The sequence below is a fragment of the Paraburkholderia sp. Ac-20342 genome (genome assembly GCF_017104985.1).
Taxonomy (GTDB): Bacteria; Pseudomonadota; Gammaproteobacteria; order Burkholderiales; family Burkholderiaceae; genus Paraburkholderia.
Genome location: NZ_JAAGPQ010000029.1, coordinates 47,049 through 67,132 on the forward strand (window position 1 = coordinate 47,049; position 20,084 = coordinate 67,132).

The 20,084-nt window shown below is 64.9% G+C and carries 18 protein-coding genes; 15 read left to right on the top strand and 3 right to left on the bottom strand.

From position 1 onward, the window contains the following. The first annotated feature begins 78 nt into the window (after positions 1-78). The 4 genes from lptE to G3N58_RS14385 all read left to right on the top strand — a co-directional run bounded on the left by lptE (position 79) and on the right by G3N58_RS14385 (position 3,904). On the top strand, positions 79-630 hold the full coding sequence (gene lptE, locus G3N58_RS14370) for an LPS assembly lipoprotein LptE (RefSeq protein ID WP_205999458.1): 552 nt from the start codon (positions 79-81) through the stop codon (positions 628-630). Between the two features lie 54 nt (positions 631-684). After that, complete coding sequence (gene holA / locus G3N58_RS14375; RefSeq protein WP_205999459.1) at positions 685-1,809, top strand: DNA polymerase III subunit delta; 1,125 nt, start codon at positions 685-687, stop codon at positions 1,807-1,809. A 313-nt stretch (positions 1,810-2,122) separates the two neighbouring features. Continuing rightward, on the top strand, positions 2,123-3,394 hold the full coding sequence (locus tag G3N58_RS14380; protein ID WP_167040505.1) for a glutamate-5-semialdehyde dehydrogenase: 1,272 nt from the start codon (positions 2,123-2,125) through the stop codon (positions 3,392-3,394). A 93-nt stretch (positions 3,395-3,487) separates the two neighbouring features. Next, complete coding sequence (locus G3N58_RS14385; RefSeq protein WP_167040510.1) at positions 3,488-3,904, top strand: CopD family protein; 417 nt, start codon at positions 3,488-3,490, stop codon at positions 3,902-3,904. A gap of 156 nt (positions 3,905-4,060) precedes the next feature. On the opposite strand, the gene G3N58_RS14390 is transcribed toward G3N58_RS14385, so the two are convergent. Then, a complete protein-coding gene (locus tag G3N58_RS14390) occupies positions 4,061-4,906 on the bottom strand; it encodes a MurR/RpiR family transcriptional regulator (protein WP_205999460.1) in 846 nt (281 codons plus the stop codon). A gap of 301 nt (positions 4,907-5,207) precedes the next feature. On the opposite strand from G3N58_RS14390, the gene edd reads away from it, so the two are divergent. The 4 genes from edd (at position 5,208) to G3N58_RS14410 (ending at position 9,954) form a co-directional block, all read left to right on the top strand. Beyond that, positions 5,208-7,118: a phosphogluconate dehydratase gene (gene edd / locus G3N58_RS14395; RefSeq protein ID WP_167040516.1), complete on the top strand. Its 1,911-nt coding sequence runs from the start codon at positions 5,208-5,210 to the stop codon at positions 7,116-7,118. A gap of 35 nt (positions 7,119-7,153) precedes the next feature. Further along, positions 7,154-7,795 (top strand): bifunctional 4-hydroxy-2-oxoglutarate aldolase/2-dehydro-3-deoxy-phosphogluconate aldolase, encoded by a 642-nt coding sequence (gene eda / locus G3N58_RS14400; protein WP_205990197.1) that lies wholly within the window; start codon positions 7,154-7,156, stop codon positions 7,793-7,795. 268 nt (positions 7,796-8,063) lie between these two features. After that, positions 8,064-9,449, top strand: coding sequence for a GntP family permease (locus tag G3N58_RS14405; RefSeq protein WP_205999461.1), 1,386 nt, complete (start codon positions 8,064-8,066; stop codon positions 9,447-9,449). A 10-nt stretch (positions 9,450-9,459) separates the two neighbouring features. Continuing rightward, a complete protein-coding gene (locus G3N58_RS14410) occupies positions 9,460-9,954 on the top strand; it encodes a gluconokinase (RefSeq protein ID WP_167040525.1) in 495 nt (164 codons plus the stop codon). A 188-nt stretch (positions 9,955-10,142) separates the two neighbouring features. Here the strand turns inward: G3N58_RS14410 and purB are convergent, their stop codons facing one another. Then, the gene (gene purB / locus G3N58_RS14415) at positions 10,143-11,531 is read right to left on the bottom strand and encodes an adenylosuccinate lyase (RefSeq protein WP_167040527.1); all 1,389 of its coding nucleotides are present in this window, start codon (positions 11,529-11,531) and stop codon (positions 10,143-10,145) included. 268 nt (positions 11,532-11,799) lie between these two features. Here purB and G3N58_RS14420 point away from each other — a divergent pair, with 268 nt between their 5' ends. The 6 genes from G3N58_RS14420 (at position 11,800) to G3N58_RS14445 (ending at position 17,627) form a co-directional block, all read left to right on the top strand. Next, complete coding sequence (locus tag G3N58_RS14420; protein WP_167040529.1) at positions 11,800-12,756, top strand: LysR family transcriptional regulator; 957 nt, start codon at positions 11,800-11,802, stop codon at positions 12,754-12,756. A 160-nt stretch (positions 12,757-12,916) separates the two neighbouring features. Further along, positions 12,917-14,230: a Glu/Leu/Phe/Val dehydrogenase gene (locus G3N58_RS14425; protein WP_205990195.1), complete on the top strand. Its 1,314-nt coding sequence runs from the start codon at positions 12,917-12,919 to the stop codon at positions 14,228-14,230. Between the two features lie 273 nt (positions 14,231-14,503). Further along, positions 14,504-15,397, top strand: coding sequence for a glutamate/aspartate ABC transporter substrate-binding protein (locus G3N58_RS14430; protein WP_167040532.1), 894 nt, complete (start codon positions 14,504-14,506; stop codon positions 15,395-15,397). Positions 15,398-15,487: 90 nt separating this feature from the next. Further along, positions 15,488-16,228 (top strand): amino acid ABC transporter permease, encoded by a 741-nt coding sequence (locus tag G3N58_RS14435; protein WP_167040534.1) that lies wholly within the window; start codon positions 15,488-15,490, stop codon positions 16,226-16,228. Next, positions 16,228-16,905 (top strand): glutamate/aspartate ABC transporter permease GltK, encoded by a 678-nt coding sequence (gltK, locus tag G3N58_RS14440; protein ID WP_167040536.1) that lies wholly within the window; start codon positions 16,228-16,230, stop codon positions 16,903-16,905. Before G3N58_RS14435 ends, gltK begins: the two co-directional genes overlap by 1 nt. Continuing rightward, positions 16,902-17,627, top strand: coding sequence for an amino acid ABC transporter ATP-binding protein (locus G3N58_RS14445; RefSeq protein ID WP_167040538.1), 726 nt, complete (start codon positions 16,902-16,904; stop codon positions 17,625-17,627). Before gltK ends, G3N58_RS14445 begins: the two co-directional genes overlap by 4 nt. 152 nt (positions 17,628-17,779) lie before the next feature. Here the strand turns inward: G3N58_RS14445 and G3N58_RS14450 are convergent, their stop codons facing one another. Then, positions 17,780-18,721, bottom strand: coding sequence for a class II glutamine amidotransferase (locus G3N58_RS14450; RefSeq protein WP_205999462.1), 942 nt, complete (start codon positions 18,719-18,721; stop codon positions 17,780-17,782). A 168-nt stretch (positions 18,722-18,889) separates the two neighbouring features. Here G3N58_RS14450 and pyrC point away from each other — a divergent pair, with 168 nt between their 5' ends. Next, complete coding sequence (pyrC, locus tag G3N58_RS14455) at positions 18,890-19,951, top strand: dihydroorotase (protein WP_167040543.1); 1,062 nt, start codon at positions 18,890-18,892, stop codon at positions 19,949-19,951. Positions 19,952-20,084: the final 133 nt, after the last annotated feature.

Here is a 20,084-nt window from a genome sequence, read left to right on the forward strand (position 1 = left end):
TCTCATGCCGGCAGATGCGCGCCGCCCGTTTGGCGGCGTGTATCCGACCCGCGAATCCACAGCGAACCGGGAGCGAATGTGACTCGCAGATCGTTTTTGACGCTCGCTTGCAGCGTAATGATGTTGTCGGCCTGCGGCTTCCAGTTGCGCGGCCAGCAGGACTACGCGTTCAAGCGTCTCTATGTGGCCGGCGCGACGCCGGCGGCCGCCGCGCGGCTCACGCGCATGATCCAGGGCGGCAGCGACACGGTGGTGGTCAATTCGCCCGCCAACGCCGATGCGATCCTGCAGATCTCGCAGAACCGCAACATCAGCACGCTGACGCTGAATACGCTCGGTGTCGTCGCCGAGTATCAGCTGAATCTGCAGATGGGGTACACGCTGGTCGGCAAGGACGGCACGATCCTGATTCCGGGCAGTGTGATCGCCTTGAATCGCGCGATGACCTATAGCGACCAGTTCTCGCAGGCGAAGTCCGCCGAGTCCGACATTCTGTTCACCGACATGGAGAACGACGCGATCGATCAGTTGATCCGCCGTCTCGGCGTGGTGCGCTCGCTGCATCCGACGCCGGCCGAGGCCGTGCCAGCCGTCGCGCCGCGCGCGCCGCTGCCGCCGCCGCCGCTGTGAGCGGCGCGCCGTTCGTGATCGACCGTACTTCATCCATTCCGCTCACCGCCCGCCATGCAACTGCGACCTGACGCGCTCGAAACGCATCTCGCCAAAGGACTCGCCGGCCTGTACGTCGTGTACGGCGACGAGCATCTGCTCGCGCAGGAAGCGAGCGACCGGATTCGCGCAGCGGCGCGCGCGGCGGGCTTTACCGACCGCTCGGTGTTCACGGTCGAGCGCGGCTTCGACTGGAGTTCGCTGCTCGGCGCGAGCCAGTCGATGTCGCTGTTCGGCGACCGGCAACTGGTCGAGTTGCGCATTCCGTCGGGCAAGCCGGGCAAGGAAGGCGCCGACGCGCTGAAGGCGCTCGCGGCCGCCGTCAACGACGACGTGCTGACGATGATTACGCTGCCGCGCCTCGATGCGGCCACGCAGAAGTCCGCATGGTTCACCGCGCTCGCCGAGGCGGGCGTCGCGCTGAAGATCGATCCGGTCGAGCGCGCGCAATTGCCGAACTGGGTCGGCCAGCGGCTCGCGGCGCAGGGGCAGCGCGTCGCGGCTGGCGAAGAGGGGCGGCGCGCGCTCGCGTTCATCGCCGAGCGCGTCGAGGGCAACCTGCTTGCCGCACATCAGGAAATCCAGAAGCTCGGGCTGTTGTATCCGAGCGGTACGCTGAGCTTCGATCAGGTGCAGGACGCCGTGCTCAACGTCGCGCGTTACGACGTGTTCAAGCTCAACGAGGCGATGCTCGCGGGCGACGTCGGCCGGCTCGCGCGCATGCTCGACGGGCTGCGCGGCGAGGGCGAGGCGGCGGTGCTCGTGCTGTGGGCCGTCGTCGAGGAAGTGCGCACGCTGCTGCGGATCAAGCGCGGCGTCGCGGCCGGCAAGCCGCTCGCGATGCTCACGCGCGAGAACCGCGTGTGGGGACCGCGCGAGCGGCTGATCGGGCCGGCGCTCTCGCGCGTCAGCGAGGCGGCGCTCGAAAAGGCGCTTGCGCTGGCGGCGAAGCTCGACCGCCAGGTGAAGGGCTTGTCGGGCGGCACGCGGGGCAAGCATCGCGACGATCCGCCGCCCGATCCGTGGGATGGCCTGTTCGAACTCGCGATGACGGTCGCCGCGCCCAGGCCGTCAGCGGCGGCGCCCGTGCCGCCGCCACGGCCTCGCACGCCGGCGGCGTCGGCACGGCGGCCAGTCTGACGCGGCTGAGGCGCGCGAGCCTCGGCCGGGATGCGGTGGTTGCGCATGGGGTCGACGCCGTGCAGACGCCGACAAGCGCATGGTAGCCGCCAGCCGCTTTTCGCATACTTTTGCATACGGATCGTCGCGCTTCGTCCGCTACACCCGACGCCATAGCAACGGCAATGCAACGCGACGACAAACCCGCGGCATCGCAGCGCACCGGCCGTCCGCGTGCAAGCAAAGCCCCGGTGCCCGACTTACAATCGTTTGATCTTTCGCTAATTCTGTCCGACCACCGCACCTCGACGTGCGAGGCATCACGAGAATGACCATGGATATCGACCAGTACATGACCGACCTCGGCCAGCGCGCGCGCCAGGCATCACGCGCGATGGCGCGAGCTTCGACCGCCGCGAAGAACGCCGCGCTCGCGGCCATCGCCGAGGCCATCGAACGCGATGCCGCGCTGCTCAAGCAGGCGAATGCGCGCGACCTCGAACGGGCGCGCGACAAGGGGCACGATGCGGCGTTCATCGACCGTCTGACGCTGTCGGACAAGGCGCTGAAGACGATGGTCGAGGGTCTGCGCCAGGTCGCGGCGCTGGCCGACCCGATCGGCGAGATCAGCAATCTCAAGTACCGGCCGAGCGGCATCCAGGTCGGCCAGATGCGCGTGCCGCTCGGCGTGATCGGCATCATCTACGAATCGCGCCCGAACGTGACGATCGACGCGGCGGCGCTATGCCTGAAGTCCGGCAACGCGACGATTTTGCGCGGCGGCTCGGAAGCGCTCGAATGCAATACCGCGCTCGCGAAGCTGATCGGCGAGGGGCTCCAAGCAGCCGGCTTGCCGCAGGACGCGGTGCAGGTGGTCGCGACCTCGGACCGCGCGGCGGTCGGCAAGCTCATCACGATGACCGGCTATGTCGACGTGATCGTGCCGCGTGGCGGCAAGAGCCTGATCGAGCGGCTCATCAACGAAGCGCGCGTGCCGATGATCAAGCACCTCGACGGCATCTGCCACGTCTACGTCGACGACCGCGCCGATCTCGCCAAGGCGCTCAACGTCTGCGATAACGCGAAGACGCACCGCTACGGCACCTGCAACACGATGGAAACGCTGCTGGTCGCGCGCGGCATCGCCGCCGAAGTGCTGCCGCCGCTTGGGCAGTTGTATCGCGACAAGGACGTGGAACTGCGCGTCGACGCGGCGGCGCGCGCGGTGCTGGCCGATGCGGGCGTCGGTCCGCTCGTCGAGGCGACCGAGGAAGACTGGCGCACCGAATACCTCGCGCCGGTGCTCGCGATCAAGATCGTCGACAACCTCGACGCGGCGATCGAGCACATCAACACCTACAGCTCGCAGCACACCGACGCGATCGTCACCGAAGACCACGACCGCGCGATGCGCTTCCTGCGCGAAGTCGATTCGGCGAGCGTGATGGTCAACGCATCGACGCGTTTCGCGGACGGCTTCGAGTTCGGCCTCGGTGCCGAGATCGGCATCTCGAACGACAAGCTGCATGCGCGCGGCCCGGTCGGGCTCGACGGGCTGACCTCGCTGAAGTACGTGGTGCTCGGTCACGGCGAGGGCCGTCAGTAAGACCGAAGCCGCACGAATCGACGCGCCGCGAACAACGCCCCTAACGACACTAACGACCCTACGACCGACCACAAGGACTATAAGGACCCGCCGATGCTCTGGGTAAAGACGTTTCACATCGTATTGATTGCTTCCTGGTTTGCCGGCCTGTTCTATCTGCCGCGCATCTTCGTCAATCTGGCGATGGAAACCGAACCCGCGGCAACGGCGCGTCTTCTGTTGATGGCGCGCAAGCTGTTCCGCTTCATGACCTTCATCGCGGTGCCGGCGCTCGCGTGCGGGCTGTGGTTGTGGCTCGTGATCGGCATCGGCAGCGGGCAGGGCTGGATTCACGCGAAGGTCGGCGTGGTCGTGCTGCTCGTCGTCTACCACGCGTATTGCGGCGTGCTGCTGCGCCGGTTCGAGCGCGGCGAGAACCGCCGCTCGGACAAGTGGTATCGGATGTTCAACGAACTGCCGGTGCTCGGCATGCTCGCGGCGGTTGCGCTGGTGGTGATCAAGCCGTTCTGAGCGGTCGACGGCGCCTCGGCCGTCGCGCGGGAAAGCGGCAGGGAAAACAGCAGGAAAAGCGCGAGAAAAAGCGGGAAAAGACAAAAGGGCGGTGTGCCGGTTGAACGGCACACCGCCCTTCGTTTTATTGGCGGCTGAGCACTTTGCCGCCGCGCATCACCCCTGCGAATCCACCCGCCGCCGATGAATTACCTCTTTCGTCTGCGCGAGCTTTTCCACGAGTTCCGGCCCACGGCTCAACGCGACGCCGACCGCGAGAATGTCGCCGATCGCGAGATGCGACACGCGCGAGGTCATCGGCGAAAAGATGTCGGTGTCTTCGTCGACGTTCGCAAACAGGCCCACCGTCGCGAGCCGCGCGAGCGGCGAGTTGCCGTGCGTGATCGCGATGACCTTCGCGCCCGCGTTGAGCGCGGCCTTCGCGGCGTCGATGATGTCGCGCGTGCGGCCCGTGTTTGAGATCGCGACCACGACGTCGCCCGCGCCGAGCAGCGCCGACGACATCAGAAACGTATGCGGGTCCGAATACGCGACGCTCGGCATGCCGAGCCGGAAGAACTTGTGCTGCACGTCGAGCGCGGCGATGCCCGAGCCGCCCGCGCCGTAGAACTCGATGCGGCGCGCGCGCGCGAGCAGGTCGATCGCCGCCGCGACGCTGTCCGACGAGAGGTTGTTGCGCACCTGGATCAGCGCGCCGATGGTCCGGTCGAGCACCTTCGCGGCGACGCCGGGCGTCGGTTCGTCGGGCCGCACGTCGCGATACACGGCAGGCACTTCGGCCGCGATGCCTTGCGCAAGCCGGATCTTGAATTCGCGAAACCCCGAAAAGCCGAGCGCATGACAGAACCGCGCGATGGTCGGCTGGCTCACGCCCGCGCGCGCGGCCACTTCGGTCATCGACAGATCGAGCACCTCGCGCGGCGCCTCGATCACGTAATCGGCCAGCTTGCGCTCGGACGGGCGCAACTGGTCGCGCATCTCTTCCACCTGAGACAGCATCATCGGACAACTCGCACTATGCTGAAGAATCCGTGGACTATAGCCGATTGGCCGATAGCGCACAAAAGGCAAGTACAAAAACTACATATTGGCGTCTAAGTGTATTCCCTGGGTTTGAATCGAAAAGCACCGGTAGGCCGCCAGTAGGGCGATGCGCCGTGTTTTACGATGTGGCGATGCAACAGCGCTCTCCGTTGCGATCGTGTAGTTTTTCTACTAAGATGGCGTCGTTCGAGAGCAGCACACACGACTTGCCGATCCCTACCCCGCGATACCGCCCGCCGCCAGCGACGAAGGAGCTCAGATGGTTTCCCCGCATTCGCAATTGTTGAAGGTCACGCAGCGCGTGATCGAGCGCAGCAAGCCCACCCGCGAGGCGTATCTGGCCCGCATCCATCATGCGCAGGGCAAGTTCCCGGCGCGCGGCGCGCTCTCGTGTGCGAACCTCGCGCACGGTTTCGCGGGGCTCGAAGGCAACGACAAGCTCGTCATCAAGCAGATCCGTGAGCCGAACCTCGGCATCGTTTCGTCGTACAACGAGATGCTGTCGGCCCACGCGCCGTACAAAAACTACCCGGACATCATCAAGCAGGCCGCGCGCGAAAACGGCGGTGTCGCGCAATTCGCGGGCGGCGTGCCGGCGATGTGCGACGGCATCACCCAAGGCAACGCGGGCATGGAGCTGTCGCTCTTTTCGCGCGAAGTGATCGCGATGAGCACGGCCGTCGCGCTCACGCACAACATGTTCGACGCGGCGCTGTGCCTCGGCATCTGCGACAAGATCGTGCCGGGCCTTCTGATCGGCGCGCTGCAATTCGGCCATCTGCCGACGATCTTCGTGCCGGCCGGCCCGATGGCGAGCGGCCTCTCCAACGACGACAAAGCGAAGACGCGCCAGCTGTATGCGACCGGCCAGTGCGGCCGCGAGGCGTTGCTCGAAGCCGAAGCGGCCGCGTATCACAGCCACGGCACCTGCACGTTCTACGGCACCGCGAACAGCAACCAGATGCTGATGGAAGTAATGGGCCTGCATCTGCCGGGCTCGGCCTTCGTGCATCCGCACACGCCGCTGCGCGACGCGCTGACCGCGCAGGCCGCGCGCCGCGTGCTCGATCTGACGGTCGAGCGCGGCCACTACATGCCGATCGGCCACGTGGTCGACGAGAAGGCGATCGTCAACGGCATCGTCGCGCTGCTGGCGACGGGCGGCTCGACCAATCACACGCTGCACCTCGTCGCGATTGCGCGCGCGGCCGGCATCGTGATCGACTGGGACGACTTCGACGCGCTCTCGCAAGCGGTGCCGCTGCTCGCGAAAATCTATCCGAACGGCAAGGCCGACGTGAACCACTTCCACGCGGCCGGCGGCGTCGCGTTCCTCGTGCGCAATCTGCTCGAAGGCGGTCTGCTGCATGAAGACGTCAACACCGTGGTGGGCAAGGGGCTCAAGCGCTACACCGAGGAGCCGAAGCTGATCGACGGCAAGCTGCAGTGGGTCGCGGGCGCCGAGGCGAGCGCCGATACGGCCGTGCTGCGCGGCATCGCGGAACCGTTCCAGGCGGACGGCGGCCTGCGTCTGATGCAGGGCAAGCTGGGCCGCGGCGTCATCAAGATTTCGGCGGTCGCGGCGCAGCATCGCAAGGTGAAGGCGCCGGCGATCGTGTTCGATTCGCAGGAAGCAGTGCAGGCGGCTTTCGACAACGGCGAGTTGAAGCGCGATTTCATCGCCGTGGTGCGCTTCCAGGGCGCGCGGGCAAACGGCATGCCGGAACTGCACCGTTTGACGCCGCTGCTCGGTGTGTTGCAGGATCAGGGTTTCCATGTCGCGCTGGTGACCGACGGCCGCATGTCGGGTGCGTCGGGCAAGGTGCCGGCGGTGATCCACCTGTCGCCGGAAGCGTTGCTGCAAGGCCCGATCGGCAAGGTTCGCACGGGCGATATGCTGGTGATCGACGCCGAAGCCGGCGTGCTCGACATCGAGATCGACGCGGCCGAATGGGCCGCGCGCGAGTGCGCCGAGCCGAAGCATCAGGCGGACAACGAGGTCGGCTTCGGCCGCGAGCTGTTCGGCGTGTTCCGCTCGGCGGCGGCGCCGGCGGAGCAGGGCGCATCGGTGTTCGGCGCGATGGTCGGCGAGCCCGGCGCTCACCCGGACCACGCGCACGGCCACCAGCACAGTCATCGGCACCACGACAAACACACGAACGCCGCGTAAGCCAGCGCGGCGCGACAGAAACAAGGAGTCTGACAATGACGGCGAAAACAGTAAGCGATATCGTGCGCCTCGGCCCGGTGATTCCGGTGCTCGCGTTCGACTCGGTCGAGCAGGGCGAACACGTGTCGCGCGCATTGCATGCGGGCGGCGTGAAGGTGCTCGAAATCACGTTGCGCACCGCAGCAGGGCTCGAAGCGATCAAGCGCGCGAGCCAGCTGGCCGAGGACATCGTGGTCGGCGTCGGCACGATCACGAAGCCCGAGCATTGCGCGCAGGCGAAGAAGGCGGGCGCGCAGTTCGGCGTGTCGCCGGGTCTGACGAAGGACATGCACCAGGCCGCGCAGGATGCCGGCCTGCCGCTGCTGCCGGGCGTCATGACGCCGTCGGACATCATTGCCGCGCTGGAGCTCGGCTACGAGATCGTCAAGTTCTTCCCCGCGCAGCAGGCGGGCGGCGTGCCGATGCTGCAGGCATTCCACGGCCCGTTCCCGACGCTGAAGTTCTGCCCGACCGGCGGCATTACGCCCGAGACTGCGCCGCATTTCCTGTCGCTGCCGAACGTGGTTTGCGTCGGCGGTTCGTGGCTCACGCCGAAGGCCGCGCTCGCCGCGCAGAACTGGGACGAGGTCACGCGTCTCGCGCGTGCCGCGAGCCAGTTGGCCGCGCCGGCGCGCTAAGCCCGGCGACAACGCATCGGCTGCCGGAGTGGCTGCCTGAAGCGGGCCCGATACCAGGAGTCTTGTCGATACAGCCGCACCAGGCTGTCGCGCCGAGGCTCTTTTTTTACATGACGGGCGGCCCGGATTTACGCGCGCGCTCGGGAAACAAACAGTAAAATTCAGCGTCCGCGCGGCCAGCCGGGTTTTCAGGCATCGCGCAGGTTGCCGTGAGACGACGTGCTGGCCGTGTTCCGCACTCAGAATCAATAACGAAAGGAGAAGCTTCATGGAAGCTGTCCACGGCAGCATGCTGCTGGTCTACGCGGTGATCGCCATCGCCTTGCTGATCTTGATGATCACGCGCTTCAAGGTCTATCCGTTTCTTGTCCTGATCATCGTCTCGCTGCTGCTCGGCCTCGTGTCCGGCATGCCGATGCAGACCATCGTCAAATCGTTCGAAACCGGTAACGGCAACACGCTCGGCCACATCGCCATCGTGGTCGGCCTCGGCACGATGCTCGGCAAGATGATGGCCGAATCGGGCGGCGCCGAGCGCATCGCGACCACGCTGATCAACTGGTTCGGCGAGAAACACATTCACTGGGCGATGATGGTCGTCGCGATCATCGTCGGCTTGCCGGTGTTCTTCGAGGTCGGCTTCGTGCTGCTGATTCCGATCGCGTTCAACGTCGCACGGCGCACCAATAAATCGCTGCTGCTGGTCGGCCTGCCGATGGTCGCGGGCCTGTCCGTCGTGCACGGCCTGATTCCGCCGCACCCGGCCGCGCTACTCGCCGTGCAGGCCTATCACGCCGACATCGGCAAGACGATCGCCTACGGTCTGATTGTCGGCATTCCGTGCGCGATCGTCGCCGGTCCGCTGTTCGCGCTGCTGGTGAGCCGCCATATCCAGTTGCCGAAGGAAAACGCGCTGGCCGCGCAGTTCCTCGGCAGCGCCGCGAGTGGCGGCAACGGCGCGCAAGCCGACGCACCGAAACGCGAACTGCCGGGCTTCGGCATCACGCTGGTCACGATCCTGTTGCCGGTGGTGCTGATGCTGGTCGGCAGCTGGGCCGACCTGTTCTTCGCGGCGAATACGCTGCCGAACGATCTGCTGCGCTTCTTCGGCAACACCGACGTTGCGCTGCTGACGGCCGTGCTGGTCAGCTTCTGGACCTTCGGCGCGAGCCGCGGCTTTACGCGCGACCAGATTCAGAAGTTCTGCGGCGAGTGTCTCGCGCCGATCGCGGGCATTACGCTGATCGTCGGTGCGGGCGGCGGTTTTGGCCGCGTGCTGATGGATAGCGGCATTTCGAAGGAAATCACCAATGTGGCGACCGCGATTCATCTGTCGCCGCTGATGTTCGGCTGGCTCGTCGCGGCGATGATCCGTCTCGCGACCGGTTCGGCCACCGTCGCGATGACGACCGCTTGCGGCATCGTCGCGCCGATCGCGTTGGCCGGCGGCGTGCAGGTGAAGCCGGAGCTGATGGTGCTCGCGACCGGCTCGGGCTCGCTGATCTTCTCGCACGTGAACGATGGCGGCTTCTGGCTGATCAAGGAATATTTCGGCATGACGGTGGGGCAGACCTTCAAGACATGGTCGCTCCTCGAAACCATCATCTCGGTGATGGGGCTGGGCCTGACCTTCGCGCTGGCGGCGGTCCTGTAAGGAGCTTCAAATGATTCTGATCGCAATGGGCGTGTCGGGCGCCGGCAAGTCGAAGATCGGCGAAATGCTCGCGGAGCGTCTGCATTGCACGTTCACCGACGGCGATGCGTTTCACAGCGCCGCCAACAAGGAGAAAATGCACCACGGCATCCCGCTCTCCGACGAAGACCGCTGGCCGTGGCTGAAGACGATTCGCGCCGCGATCGAGGAAAAGCAGCAGGCGGGCGAGACGGCGGTGTTCACGTGCTCGTCGCTGAAGCGCTCGTATCGCGACGTGCTGCGCGCCGGCGACAAGGACGTCTGCTTCGTCTACCTCAAGGGCTCGCGCGAGGTGCTCGCGGAGCGTCTGGGGCATCGCACCGGGCACTTCTTCGATCCGTCGCTGCTGCAAAGCCAGCTCGATACGCTCGAAGAGCCCGGCGCCGATGAAGCGATCACGGTCAGCATCGATCTGACGCCGGAGCAGATCGTCGACGAAGTGCTCAGGCAGGTCGACGAGCGCTGAGCCGTTGACTTTGGGGTGTGTTCCGGCGCTGCATGCCGGACGCTGAAATACCGGACGCCCATATGCCGGCTACCGAGCGCTGGCTACCAAGCGCCGGACGAAAAAAAGCCGCTCATCCGAGCGGCTTTTTTTACTCCTCGCCGCGACACCGCCGCGAGGCACGACCTGCATAAGCAAGCAGACCAGAATCAGCCGATCCGCTTCGCCAGTTCGACGGCCTTGCCGATGTACGAGCCCGGCGTCATCGAGAGCAGACGGTCCTTCGCGTCCTGCGGAATCGCGAGGCCGCTGACGAACGCCTGCAGCGCTTCGCGCGTAATGCCCTTGCCGCGCGTGAGTTCCTTCAGCTGTTCGTACGGATTCTCGATGCCGTAGCGGCGCATCACGGTCTGCACCGGCTCGGCCAGCACTTCCCAGCAGTTGTCGAGGTCTTCGTTCAGACGCTGCGCGTTCACTTCAAGCTTGTCGAGGCCGCGGATCAGCGAGTCGTAGGCGAGCAGCGAATAGCCGAACGCGACGCCGATGTTGCGCAGCACCGTCGAGTCGGTCAGGTCGCGCTGCCAGCGCGACACCGGCAGCTTGTCGGCGAGGTGGCGCAGCGTTGCGTTGGCGAGGCCGAGGTTGCCTTCGGAGTTTTCGAAGTCGATCGGATTGACCTTGTGCGGCATCGTCGACGAGCCGATTTCGCCGGCTTTCGTGCGCTGCTTGAAGTAGCCGACCGAGATGTAGCCCCACACGTCGCGGTCGAGGTCGAGCAGGATCGTGTTGGCGCGCGAGATCGCGTCGAACAGTTCGGCCATGTAGTCGTGCGGCTCGATCTGGATCGTGTACGGGTTGAACGTGAGCTTCAGGCGGTTTTCGACGACGTCCTTCGAGAACGCTTCCCAGTCGAATTCCGGATACGCGGACAGGTGCGCGTTGAAGTTGCCGACCGCGCCGTTCATCTTGCCGAGCAGTTCGACTTTCGCGATGCGCTCGATCGCGCGTGCGAGACGCGCCGCGACGTTGGCGATTTCCTTGCCGAGCGTGGTCGGGCTGGCCGGCTGGCCGTGCGTGCGCGAGAGCATCGGCTGGGCGGCGTGCGCATGCGCGAGCGCAATGAGGCGCTCGTGCACCGAGCGCAGCGCCGGCAGGATCACGTGTTCGCGCGCGCCGGCGAGCATCAGGCCGTGCGAGGTGTTGTTGATATCTTCCGACGTGCAGGCGAAGTGGATGAACTCGCTCGCGCGCTCCAGTTCTTCCTGACCCTTGACCGATTCCTTGAGCCAGTACTCGACGGCCTTCACGTCGTGGTTCGTGACGCGCTCGATTTCCTTGATGCGCGCGGCGTCGTGCGCGGTGAAGCGCTCGGCCAGTTGCAGCAGGAACTGCTCGGACGCGTCGGAGAAGCGCGGCACTTCGGCGAAGCCGGCGCGCGACAGCGCGATCAGCCAGTGGATTTCGACCGTCACGCGATTGCGCATGAAGGCGGCTTCCGAGAGCCAGTCGCGCAGGGCTTCGGTTTTCGACGCGTAGCGGCCGTCAAGAGGGGAGAGCGCGTTCAGCGCGAACAGGGTGTCGGGGCGGGTGTCGGACATGATGAGGAGCTAAGCGCTCAGCGAGCGGATCGGAAACGGCGGGAACCGCGCATTTTACCACCGTGAGGCGCGGTGCCCGAGCTTCGCGGCCTGGCCGTGCCGGGCGGGCCACCGAGCTTCGGCGCGAGCCCTCGATGCGGCAGGCGCGGGCGAACTGCATGCGCCGGCCCATCGCAGGGCCGGCGGTTTGCGTTGCGGCACCGTGCCTCGCACATGCGGCGCGCCGCTAGAATGCAGACTTCTTTTCTCACGCCGGCGGCGCAATCGCATGGAACTGAAATGGCTCGAAGATTTCATTTCGCTCGCGGAAACGCGTAGCTTCAGCCGCTCGGCCGAATTGCGCCACGTCACGCAGCCGGCTTTCTCGCGCCGCATCCAGGCGCTCGAAGCGTGGCTCGGCACGGAGCTGATCGATCGCTCGGTTTATCCGACGCGGCTTACGGCGGCCGGCCAGGTGTTCAACGAGCAGGCGCTCGCGATGCTCTCGCAGTTCCACGAAGCGCGCGCGCTGTTGCGCGGCCACACGGCGACGCCGCAGGCGACGATCGAATTCGCGGTGCCGCACACGCTTTCGCTCACGTACTTCCCGCGCTGGCTGCAGCGCATCGAGGCGCAGATGGGCCCGATCCACACGCGGCTGCGTGCGCTCAACGTGCACGACGCGGCGCTTTCGCTCGTCGAGGGCGGCTGCGATCTGATGATGGGCTACCACCACCCGAGCCATCCGGTCGCGCTCGATCCGGGCCGCTACGACATGCTGACGCTCGGCCACGAGCCGATCAGCCCGTTTTCGGCGCCGGGCCGCGCGGGCCGCCCGCGGCATACGCTGCCGGGCACGGCCGACGCGCCCACGCCGTATCTGTCGTATACGCCCAATGCGTATCTCGGACGCATGACCGAGGTGATTCTCGCGAACGCGCCCGAGCGCCTCCATCTGGACCGGCTCTACGAAACCGACATGGCCGAGGGGCTCAAGGCGATGGCGCTCGCCGCTCACGGCATTGCCTTCCTGCCGCATAGCGCGGTGGAAGACGCGGTCGCCGAGGGCAAGCTGATCCGTCTCGATCGCGCGACGCGCGGCACGCCCGAAGGGCAGCTCACGCTGAGCATGGAGATTCGCCTGTATCGCGACAAGCTCGCGGCAAAAAGCGACGATGCACGGCAGATTCTCGTGCGGCAGCTATGGGATGTCGTGACGGAAGAACTGAAGCAGGGCGCAGCCTGAAAGCGCGTCGCACCGGCTCGCCGATTGGCTTGCCGACGACGTGAATATGCGGCTTTCCGAGCGTTATGCAAAAAAAACATAATGGGATGAGGAAACGGCATTGGATTTCGATGCGGCGTTTTTTCACAATGCCGGTATTCGATCAACGCCCGGAGCGTTCATGTCATCCCAGCAACAAGCCGTACAATCCGCAGTCACGGCGCAAGCCGTTCCGTCCTACCTCAATAGCGAAGACCTCGGCCCCTGGGGCAACTACCTGCGCCAGGTCGACCGCGTCGCGCCCTACCTCGGCCCGCTGTCCCGCTGGCTCGAAACCCTGAAGCGCCCGAAGCGCATCCTGATCGTCGACGTGCCTATCGAACTCGATAACGGCACCGTCGCGCACTTCGAAGGCTATCGCGTGCAGCACAACGTGTCGCGCGGTCCGGGCAAGGGCGGCGTGCGTTATCACCAGGACGTGACGCTCTCCGAAGTGATGGCGCTGTCCGCGTGGATGTCGGTCAAGAACGCGGCGGTGAACGTGCCGTACGGCGGCGCGAAGGGCGGTATCCGCGTCGATCCGCGCACGTTGTCGCGCGGCGAACTCGAACGCGTGACGCGCCGCTACACGAGCGAGATCGGCATCATCATCGGACCGAATACCGACATCCCCGCGCCGGACGTGAATACGAACGAGCAGATCATGGCGTGGATGATGGACACTTACTCGATGAACCAGGGCCAAACGGCCACCGGCGTCGTGACCGGCAAGCCGATCACGCTCGGCGGCTCGCTCGGCCGCCGCGAGGCGACCGGCCGCGGCGTGTTCGTGGTCGGCTGCGAAGCGGCTCGCCGCATCGGCTTCGACGTCGAGGGCGCGCGCATCGCGGTGCAGGGCTTCGGCAACGTCGGCGGGATCGCCGCGCGTCTGTTCCAGGAAGCGGGCGCGAAGGTCGTCGCGGTGCAGGACCACACCGGCTCGCTGTACAAGTCCACCGGCATCGACGCGGTCGCGCTGCTCGATCACGTTGCGAAGACGGGGGGCGTGGGCGGTTTCGCCGAAGCGGACGCGATCGCGAACGAAGAGTTCTGGACCGTCGAATCGGACATCCTGATTCCGGCGGCGCTGGAAAATCAGATCACCGAAAAGAACGCCGGCAAGATCAAGACGCGCATCATCGTCGAAGGCGCGAACGGCCCGACCACGACGGCGGCCGACGACATCCTGCACGATCGCGGCATCCTCGTGATTCCGGACGTGGTCGCGAACGCAGGCGGCGTGACCGTTTCGTACTTCGAATGGGTGCAGGATTTCTCGAGCTTCTTCTGGACCGAGGGCGAGATCAACGAGCGTCTCGAACGCGTGATGCGCGAGGCCTTTGCCGCGGTGTGGCAGGTGGCGAGCGAGCAGAAGGTCTCGGTGCGGACCGCGGCGTTTATCGTCGCATGTAAGCGGATTCTGCAGGCGCGCGAAATGCGCGGCCTGTACCCCTGATCGAGCGCTTCGAGTGGCGCTCGTGCGGCCCGGCCTCGGGCCGGGTGGTGAGGGCGTCGCGCATGGGTGTCTGAAACGCGGTTCACAAGACTGCGTGTTTGACCGGCGGGCGGCATCGTATCGATGCCGCCCGTCTTTTCCTATCCACAGAAAGCAGGTTGCGCCGCCGTCGCGCAAGCGTCGCGGCGTGCGCGCAACAGCATGGTTTATAGCAATACTTTCAGAAAAATTACTTTGCTAAACTGGCTGCGGTTCTTGCCAAGGAGACTCAAGATGAAAGTTAAAAAAGCTGCGTTGCTGCTCGCGACTCTCGGACTGTTCACGGTCGGCGCGCAGGCGCAAGATTCGGGCACGCTGAAGAAGATCAAGGACACGGGCGTCATTTCGCTGGGCCATCGCGAATCGTCGATTCCGTTCTCCTATTACGACGACAAGCAGAACGTGATCGGCTATTCGCAGGATTACGCGCTGAAAGTGGTCGAGGCCGTCAAGCAGAAGCTGAACATGCCGAACCTGAAGGTGAAGCTCGTGCCGATCACGTCGCAAAACCGCATCCCGCTCGTGCAGAACGGTACGGTCGACATCGAATGCGGCTCCACTACGAATAACCTCGAACGTCAGCAGCAAGCCGCCTTCACGAACACGATCTTCGTGATCGGCACGCGCCTGATGACGAAGAAAGACTCCGGCATTAAAGACTTCGCCGACCTGAAGGGCAAGACGGTCGTGACGACCGCCGGCACCACGTCCGAGCGCATGCTGCGCAAGATGAACCAGGACAAGAACATGGGCATGAACATCATCAGCGCGAAGGACCACGGCGAGTCGTTCCTGACGCTCTCCACGGGCCGCGCCGCCGCGTTCATGATGGACGACGCGCTGCTCGCCGGCGAGCGCGCGAAGTCGAGCAACCCGGGCGATTTCGTGATCGTCGGCACGCCGCAATCGCGTGAAGCGTATGGCTGCATGCTGCGCAAGAACGACGCCGACTTCAAGAAGGTCGCCGACGACGCCATTGCGAAGGTACAGACCTCGAGCGAAGGCGAACAGATCTACAAGCGCTGGTTCGAATCGCCGATTCCGCCGAAGGGCCTGAACCTGAACTTCCCGATGAGCGACGACATGAAGGCGCTGTTCAAGAACCCGAACGACAAGGCAATCGATTAAACCTTAGCTGCTTTTCGACACTTTCGAAACGCTGAACGGAACGGAAGGGGCCACGAGCTTCTTCCGTTTCTTTTTGCCGGAGTCTTGGTCATGTCATATCACTGGAACTGGGGCATTCTGCTGAGTCCCGTCTCCACGGGCGAGCCGACCACCTACCTGGGCTGGCTGCTGTCGGGGCTGTGGGTGACGGTTACCGTGTCGCTGTCGGCATGGGTCATCGCGCTGCTCGTCGGGTCGTTGTTCGGTGTGCTGCGCACGGTGCCGAACAAATGGGCGTCGGGCATCGGCACCGTGTACGTCGCGATTTTCCGCAACATTCCGCTGATCGTGCAGTTTTTCATCTGGTATCTCGTGATACCGGAGTTGCTGCCCGCGTCGATTGGCAACTGGTTCAAGCAACTGCCGCCGGCCGCGCAGTTCTTTTCGTCTTCCATTCTGTGCCTCGGGCTCTTCACTGCCGCGCGCGTGTGCGAGCAGGTGCGCTCGGGCATCAACGCGCTGCCGCGGGGCCAGCGCGCGGCCGGTCTCGCGGTGGGCTTCACGCAATGGCAAACGTATCGCTACGTGCTGCTGCCGGTCGCGTATCGCATCATCGTGCCGCCGCTCACCTCGGAGTTTCTGAACATCTTCAAGAACTCCGCGGTCGCCTCGACGATCGGCCTGCTCGATCTGTCCGCCCAGGCGCGTCAGCTCGTCGACTACACCTCGCAAACGTATGAGTCGTTCATCGCGGTCACGGTCGCGTACATGCTGATCAACCTGATCGTGATGCAACTGATGCGCTGGGTCGAAGCGAAAACCCGGCTGCCCGGCTATATCGGAGGCAAGTGATGCATCATTTCGACTGGAGCGGTATTCCGGGCGCACTGCCTACGCTATGGACCGGCGCCATCGTCACGCTCGAGATCACGCTGATCGCGATCGTGTTCGGCATCGTCTGGGGCACCATTCTCGCGATGTTCCGGCTGTCGTCGTTCAAGCCGCTCGAATGGTTCGCAAAGCTCTACGTGACGATCTTCCGTTCGATCCCGCTCGTGATGGTCCTGCTGTGGTTCTTCCTGATCGTGCCGCAGGTGCTGCAAAGCGTGCTCGGGCTGTCGGCCGACATCGACATCCGGCTCGCCTCGGCAATGGTCGCGTTCTCGCTGTTCGAGGCCGCGTACTACTCGGAGATCATCCGCGCCGGCATTCAGGCGGTGCCGCGCGGCCAGGTCAACGCGTCGTTCGCGCTCGGCATGACCTACGGGCAGGCGATGCGCCTCGTCGTGCTGCCGCAGGCGTTTCGCGCGATGGTGCCGCTGCTGCTCACGCAGGGCATCGTGCTGTTTCAGGATACGTCGCTCGTCTACGTGATCAGCCTCGCCGACTTCTTCCGTACCGCCACGAATATCGGCGATCGTGATGGCACAAATGTCGAGATGGTACTGTTCGCGGGCGCGGTTTATTTCGTGATCTGCGTGATCGCGTCGAGCCTTGTCAAAGGTCTTCAGAAAAAGGTCGCAAGATGATCTCTATCAAGAATGTTTCGAAGTGGTACGGCCAGTTCCAGGTGCTGACCGACTGCACGACGGAAGTCAACAAGGGCGAAGTGGTCGTGGTGTGCGGACCGTCCGGTTCGGGCAAGTCCACGCTGATCAAGACCGTCAACGGACTCGAACCGTTCCAGAAGGGCGAGATCGTCATCAACGGCCAGTCGCTGACCGACAAGAAGACCAATCTGTCGAAGCTGCGCTCGAAGGTCGGCATGGTGTTCCAGCATTTCGAGCTGTTCCCGCATCTGTCGATCGTGCAGAACCTCACGCTCGCGCAGATCAAGGTGCTCGGCCGCTCGAACGACGAAGCGACCGCGAAGGGTCTCAAGCTGCTCGAACGCGTGGGCCTGCGCGCGCATGCGGACAAGTATCCGGGGCAACTGTCGGGCGGTCAGCAGCAGCGGGTGGCGATTGCGCGCGCGCTTTCCATGGACCCGATCGCGATGCTGTTCGACGAACCGACCTCGGCGCTCGATCCGGAGATGATCAACGAAGTGCTCGACGTGATGGTCGAACTCGCGCAGGAAGGCATGACCATGATGTGCGTGACGCACGAAATGGGCTTCGCGAAGAAGGTCGCGCATCGCGTGATCTTCATGGACAAGGGCTTGATCGTCGAAGACGACCGCAAGGAAGACTTCTTCGCGAACCCGAAGTCGGATCGGGCCAAGGACTTTCTCGCGAAGATTCTGCACTGAGATCGCGGGTTCGCTCGCGGGTCGAGTGGGGTGGTCCGCAGGCGCCGGGTCGCAACGCAAAAAAGCCGCTCCAGGGAGCGGCTTTTTTGTTGCGGCTGCTTGCTGCCAGACCGGCGCTGGTTCGCTTTGGCGGTTTGGTTGGCGGCAGCGGCTTACGATTCGAACGCCGCCGCATCGTCGGCGGCTTCGAGATCGGTGTCGCTTTCCGCCGGCGCGACAGCCGTGCGCACGTTGTTCGATGCCGCGAGCGTGGTTGCCGAAGCCGAGGCGTCGAGCGCGGGATTGCGCAGCTTTTCGCGCACCGAGGCCGGCACCGGAATGTTGGCGCGGCCGATCACCTCGCCATGCTGGAACATCAGCAGATCGCCCGGCTCGAACGCGGTCCACACTTCGTTGTCGGTGAGCGGCTTGGTCGCGATCACCGCGACGCGGTCTTCCGGCGTCGTGTACTTGGCGAAGTCGATCGAGACGTCGGCGTCGATCAGATGCGCGGTCGAAAACGGCCAGCGCCGCACGATGTAGTGCAGATGCGTCGAGCAATGCGCGAACAACGCCTGGCCGTTCGACATCAGGAAGTTGAACACGCCGTACTGCGTGACGTCGCGCGTGAGCGTCTCGAGCGCCGCGAACAGTTCCTCGAGCGGCGGCTGCGCGCCCGGGAAAGTCTTGCGCAGACCTTGCAGCAGCGCGCAGAACGCGAGTTCGCTGTCGGTCGTGCCGACCGGCTGATACAGGCCCGTCAACTGCGGCGCATAGTCTTGCAGGTCGCCGTTATGCGCGAAGATCCAGTGACGTCCCCACAGTTCGCGCATGAACGGGTGGCAGTTTTCGAGCAGGATGTGCCCTTGCGTCGCCTTGCGGATATGCGCGATCGTGTTTTTCGATTTGATCGGGTAGCGCTTGACCATCTCGGCGATCGGCGAGGTGGCCGACGATTGATGGTCGATGAACAGGCGGCAGGCTTTGTCTTCGAAGAAGGCGATACCCCAGCCGTCGGCGTGATGATCGGTGACGCCGCCGCGCGCCGCGAAGCCGGTAAAGGAGAACGTGACGTCCGTGGGCGCGGCGCAGTTCATTCCGAGAAGTTGACACATGTTGCGGTGAGCCTGGGAACGGGGCGAGCCGTTACAATGACGATTCCCAAGCATATCACCGAGGCGAAGCCGCCAAATAGCAAAATTGACGTGTGTTCGGGCCGCAACAGGGCGGTTTGACCGGGTCGATCGGCTGTGCGCGTGAAGTCTCGTTCCCCCCTTCTTGCCATGACCGCTTCCAACGTTTCCCCTGCTTCCATCACGCTCGTCCGCCCGGACGACTGGCACCTGCACGTGCGCGACGGCGCGATGCTCGCGGCCGTGCTGCCTGACACCGCGCGCCAGTTCGGCCGCGCGATCATCATGCCGAACCTGAAGCCGCCGGTCACGACCACGGCGATGGCCGCGGCGTACCGCGAGCGCATCGTCGCCGCGCTGCCCGACGGGGCGAAGTTCGAGCCGCTGATGACGCTGTACCTGACCGACAACACGCCGCCCGACGAAATCCGCCGCGCGCGCGAAAGCGGCTTCGTGCATGGCGTGAAGCTCTACCCGGCAGGCGCGACGACCAACTCGGACGCGGGCGTCACCGACCTCATGAAGTGCGCGAAGACGCTCGAAGCGATGCAGGAAACCGGCATGCCGCTGCTCGTGCACGGCGAGGTGACGGATTCGGAGATCGACCTGTTCGATCGCGAGAAGGTTTTCATCGACCGCGTGATGATGCCGCTGCGCCGTGCGTTTCCGGCGCTGAAGGTCGTGTTCGAGCACATCACGACGAAGGACGCGGTCGACTACATCCGCGAAGCCGGCGAGGCGCCGGAACTGCTGGGCGCGACGATCACGGCGCACCATCTGCTGTACAACCGCAACGCGATTTTCCAGGGCGGCATTCGTCCGCATTACTACTGCCTGCCGGTGCTGAAGCGCGAGACGCATCGCGTCGCGCTCGTCGAGGCGGCGACGTCGGGCAATCCGCGCTTCTTCCTCGGCACCGACAGCGCGCCGCATGCGAAGGGGCTGAAGGAACACGCGTGCGGCTGTGCGGGCTGCTACACGGCGCTGCACGCGCTCGAACTCTATACCGAAGCCTTCGACAAGGCGGGCGCGCTCGACAGGCTCGAAGGCTTTGCGAGCTTTTACGGCGCGGATTTCTACGGCCTGCCGCGCAACACGGAGAAGGTCACGCTGCGTCGCGAGGAATGGACGCTGCCGGCCGAGTTGCCGGCCGGCGACACGCCGGTCGTGCCGCTGCGCGGCGGCGAGTCGATCGGCTGGCGGCTGGTTTGAGGTCGGGCTAGATGCACGAGCGTGGGGCGGGGCGCGAGGTTGGCCCGCGGATCGTGGATGCGGTGACGTCTGACGCAGTGCCTGGCGTTGCGCATGAAATGGCGCTGAAAGCCGCTCCCGCAGTAGGGCGTGA

Bases quoted from the DNA above. Each gene is read 5' to 3' on its own strand.
- G3N58_RS14410 (WP_167040525.1), top strand. From the start codon at position 9,460: ATGATTCTGATCGCAATGGGCGTGTCGGGCGCCGGCAAGTCGAAGATC.
- G3N58_RS14390 (WP_205999460.1), bottom strand. From the start codon at position 4,906: ATGATGCTGTCTCAGGTGGAAGAGATGCGCGACCAGTTGCGCCCGTCC.
- G3N58_RS14380 (WP_167040505.1), top strand. From the start codon at position 2,123: ATGGATATCGACCAGTACATGACCGACCTCGGCCAGCGCGCGCGCCAG.
- pyrC (WP_167040543.1), top strand. From the start codon at position 18,890: ATGACCGCTTCCAACGTTTCCCCTGCTTCCATCACGCTCGTCCGCCCG.
- edd (WP_167040516.1), top strand. From the start codon at position 5,208: ATGGTTTCCCCGCATTCGCAATTGTTGAAGGTCACGCAGCGCGTGATC.
- G3N58_RS14445 (WP_167040538.1), top strand. From the start codon at position 16,902: ATGATCTCTATCAAGAATGTTTCGAAGTGGTACGGCCAGTTCCAGGTG.
- G3N58_RS14420 (WP_167040529.1), top strand. From the start codon at position 11,800: ATGGAACTGAAATGGCTCGAAGATTTCATTTCGCTCGCGGAAACGCGT.
- holA (WP_205999459.1), top strand. From the start codon at position 685: ATGCAACTGCGACCTGACGCGCTCGAAACGCATCTCGCCAAAGGACTC.
- purB (WP_167040527.1), bottom strand. From the start codon at position 11,531: ATGTCCGACACCCGCCCCGACACCCTGTTCGCGCTGAACGCGCTCTCC.
- G3N58_RS14405 (WP_205999461.1), top strand. From the start codon at position 8,064: ATGGAAGCTGTCCACGGCAGCATGCTGCTGGTCTACGCGGTGATCGCC.
- G3N58_RS14425 (WP_205990195.1), top strand. From the start codon at position 12,917: ATGTCATCCCAGCAACAAGCCGTACAATCCGCAGTCACGGCGCAAGCC.
- G3N58_RS14430 (WP_167040532.1), top strand. From the start codon at position 14,504: ATGAAAGTTAAAAAAGCTGCGTTGCTGCTCGCGACTCTCGGACTGTTC.
- G3N58_RS14385 (WP_167040510.1), top strand. From the start codon at position 3,488: ATGCTCTGGGTAAAGACGTTTCACATCGTATTGATTGCTTCCTGGTTT.
- eda (WP_205990197.1), top strand. From the start codon at position 7,154: ATGACGGCGAAAACAGTAAGCGATATCGTGCGCCTCGGCCCGGTGATT.
- G3N58_RS14450 (WP_205999462.1), bottom strand. From the start codon at position 18,721: ATGTGTCAACTTCTCGGAATGAACTGCGCCGCGCCCACGGACGTCACG.
- G3N58_RS14435 (WP_167040534.1), top strand. From the start codon at position 15,488: ATGTCATATCACTGGAACTGGGGCATTCTGCTGAGTCCCGTCTCCACG.
- gltK (WP_167040536.1), top strand. From the start codon at position 16,228: ATGCATCATTTCGACTGGAGCGGTATTCCGGGCGCACTGCCTACGCTA.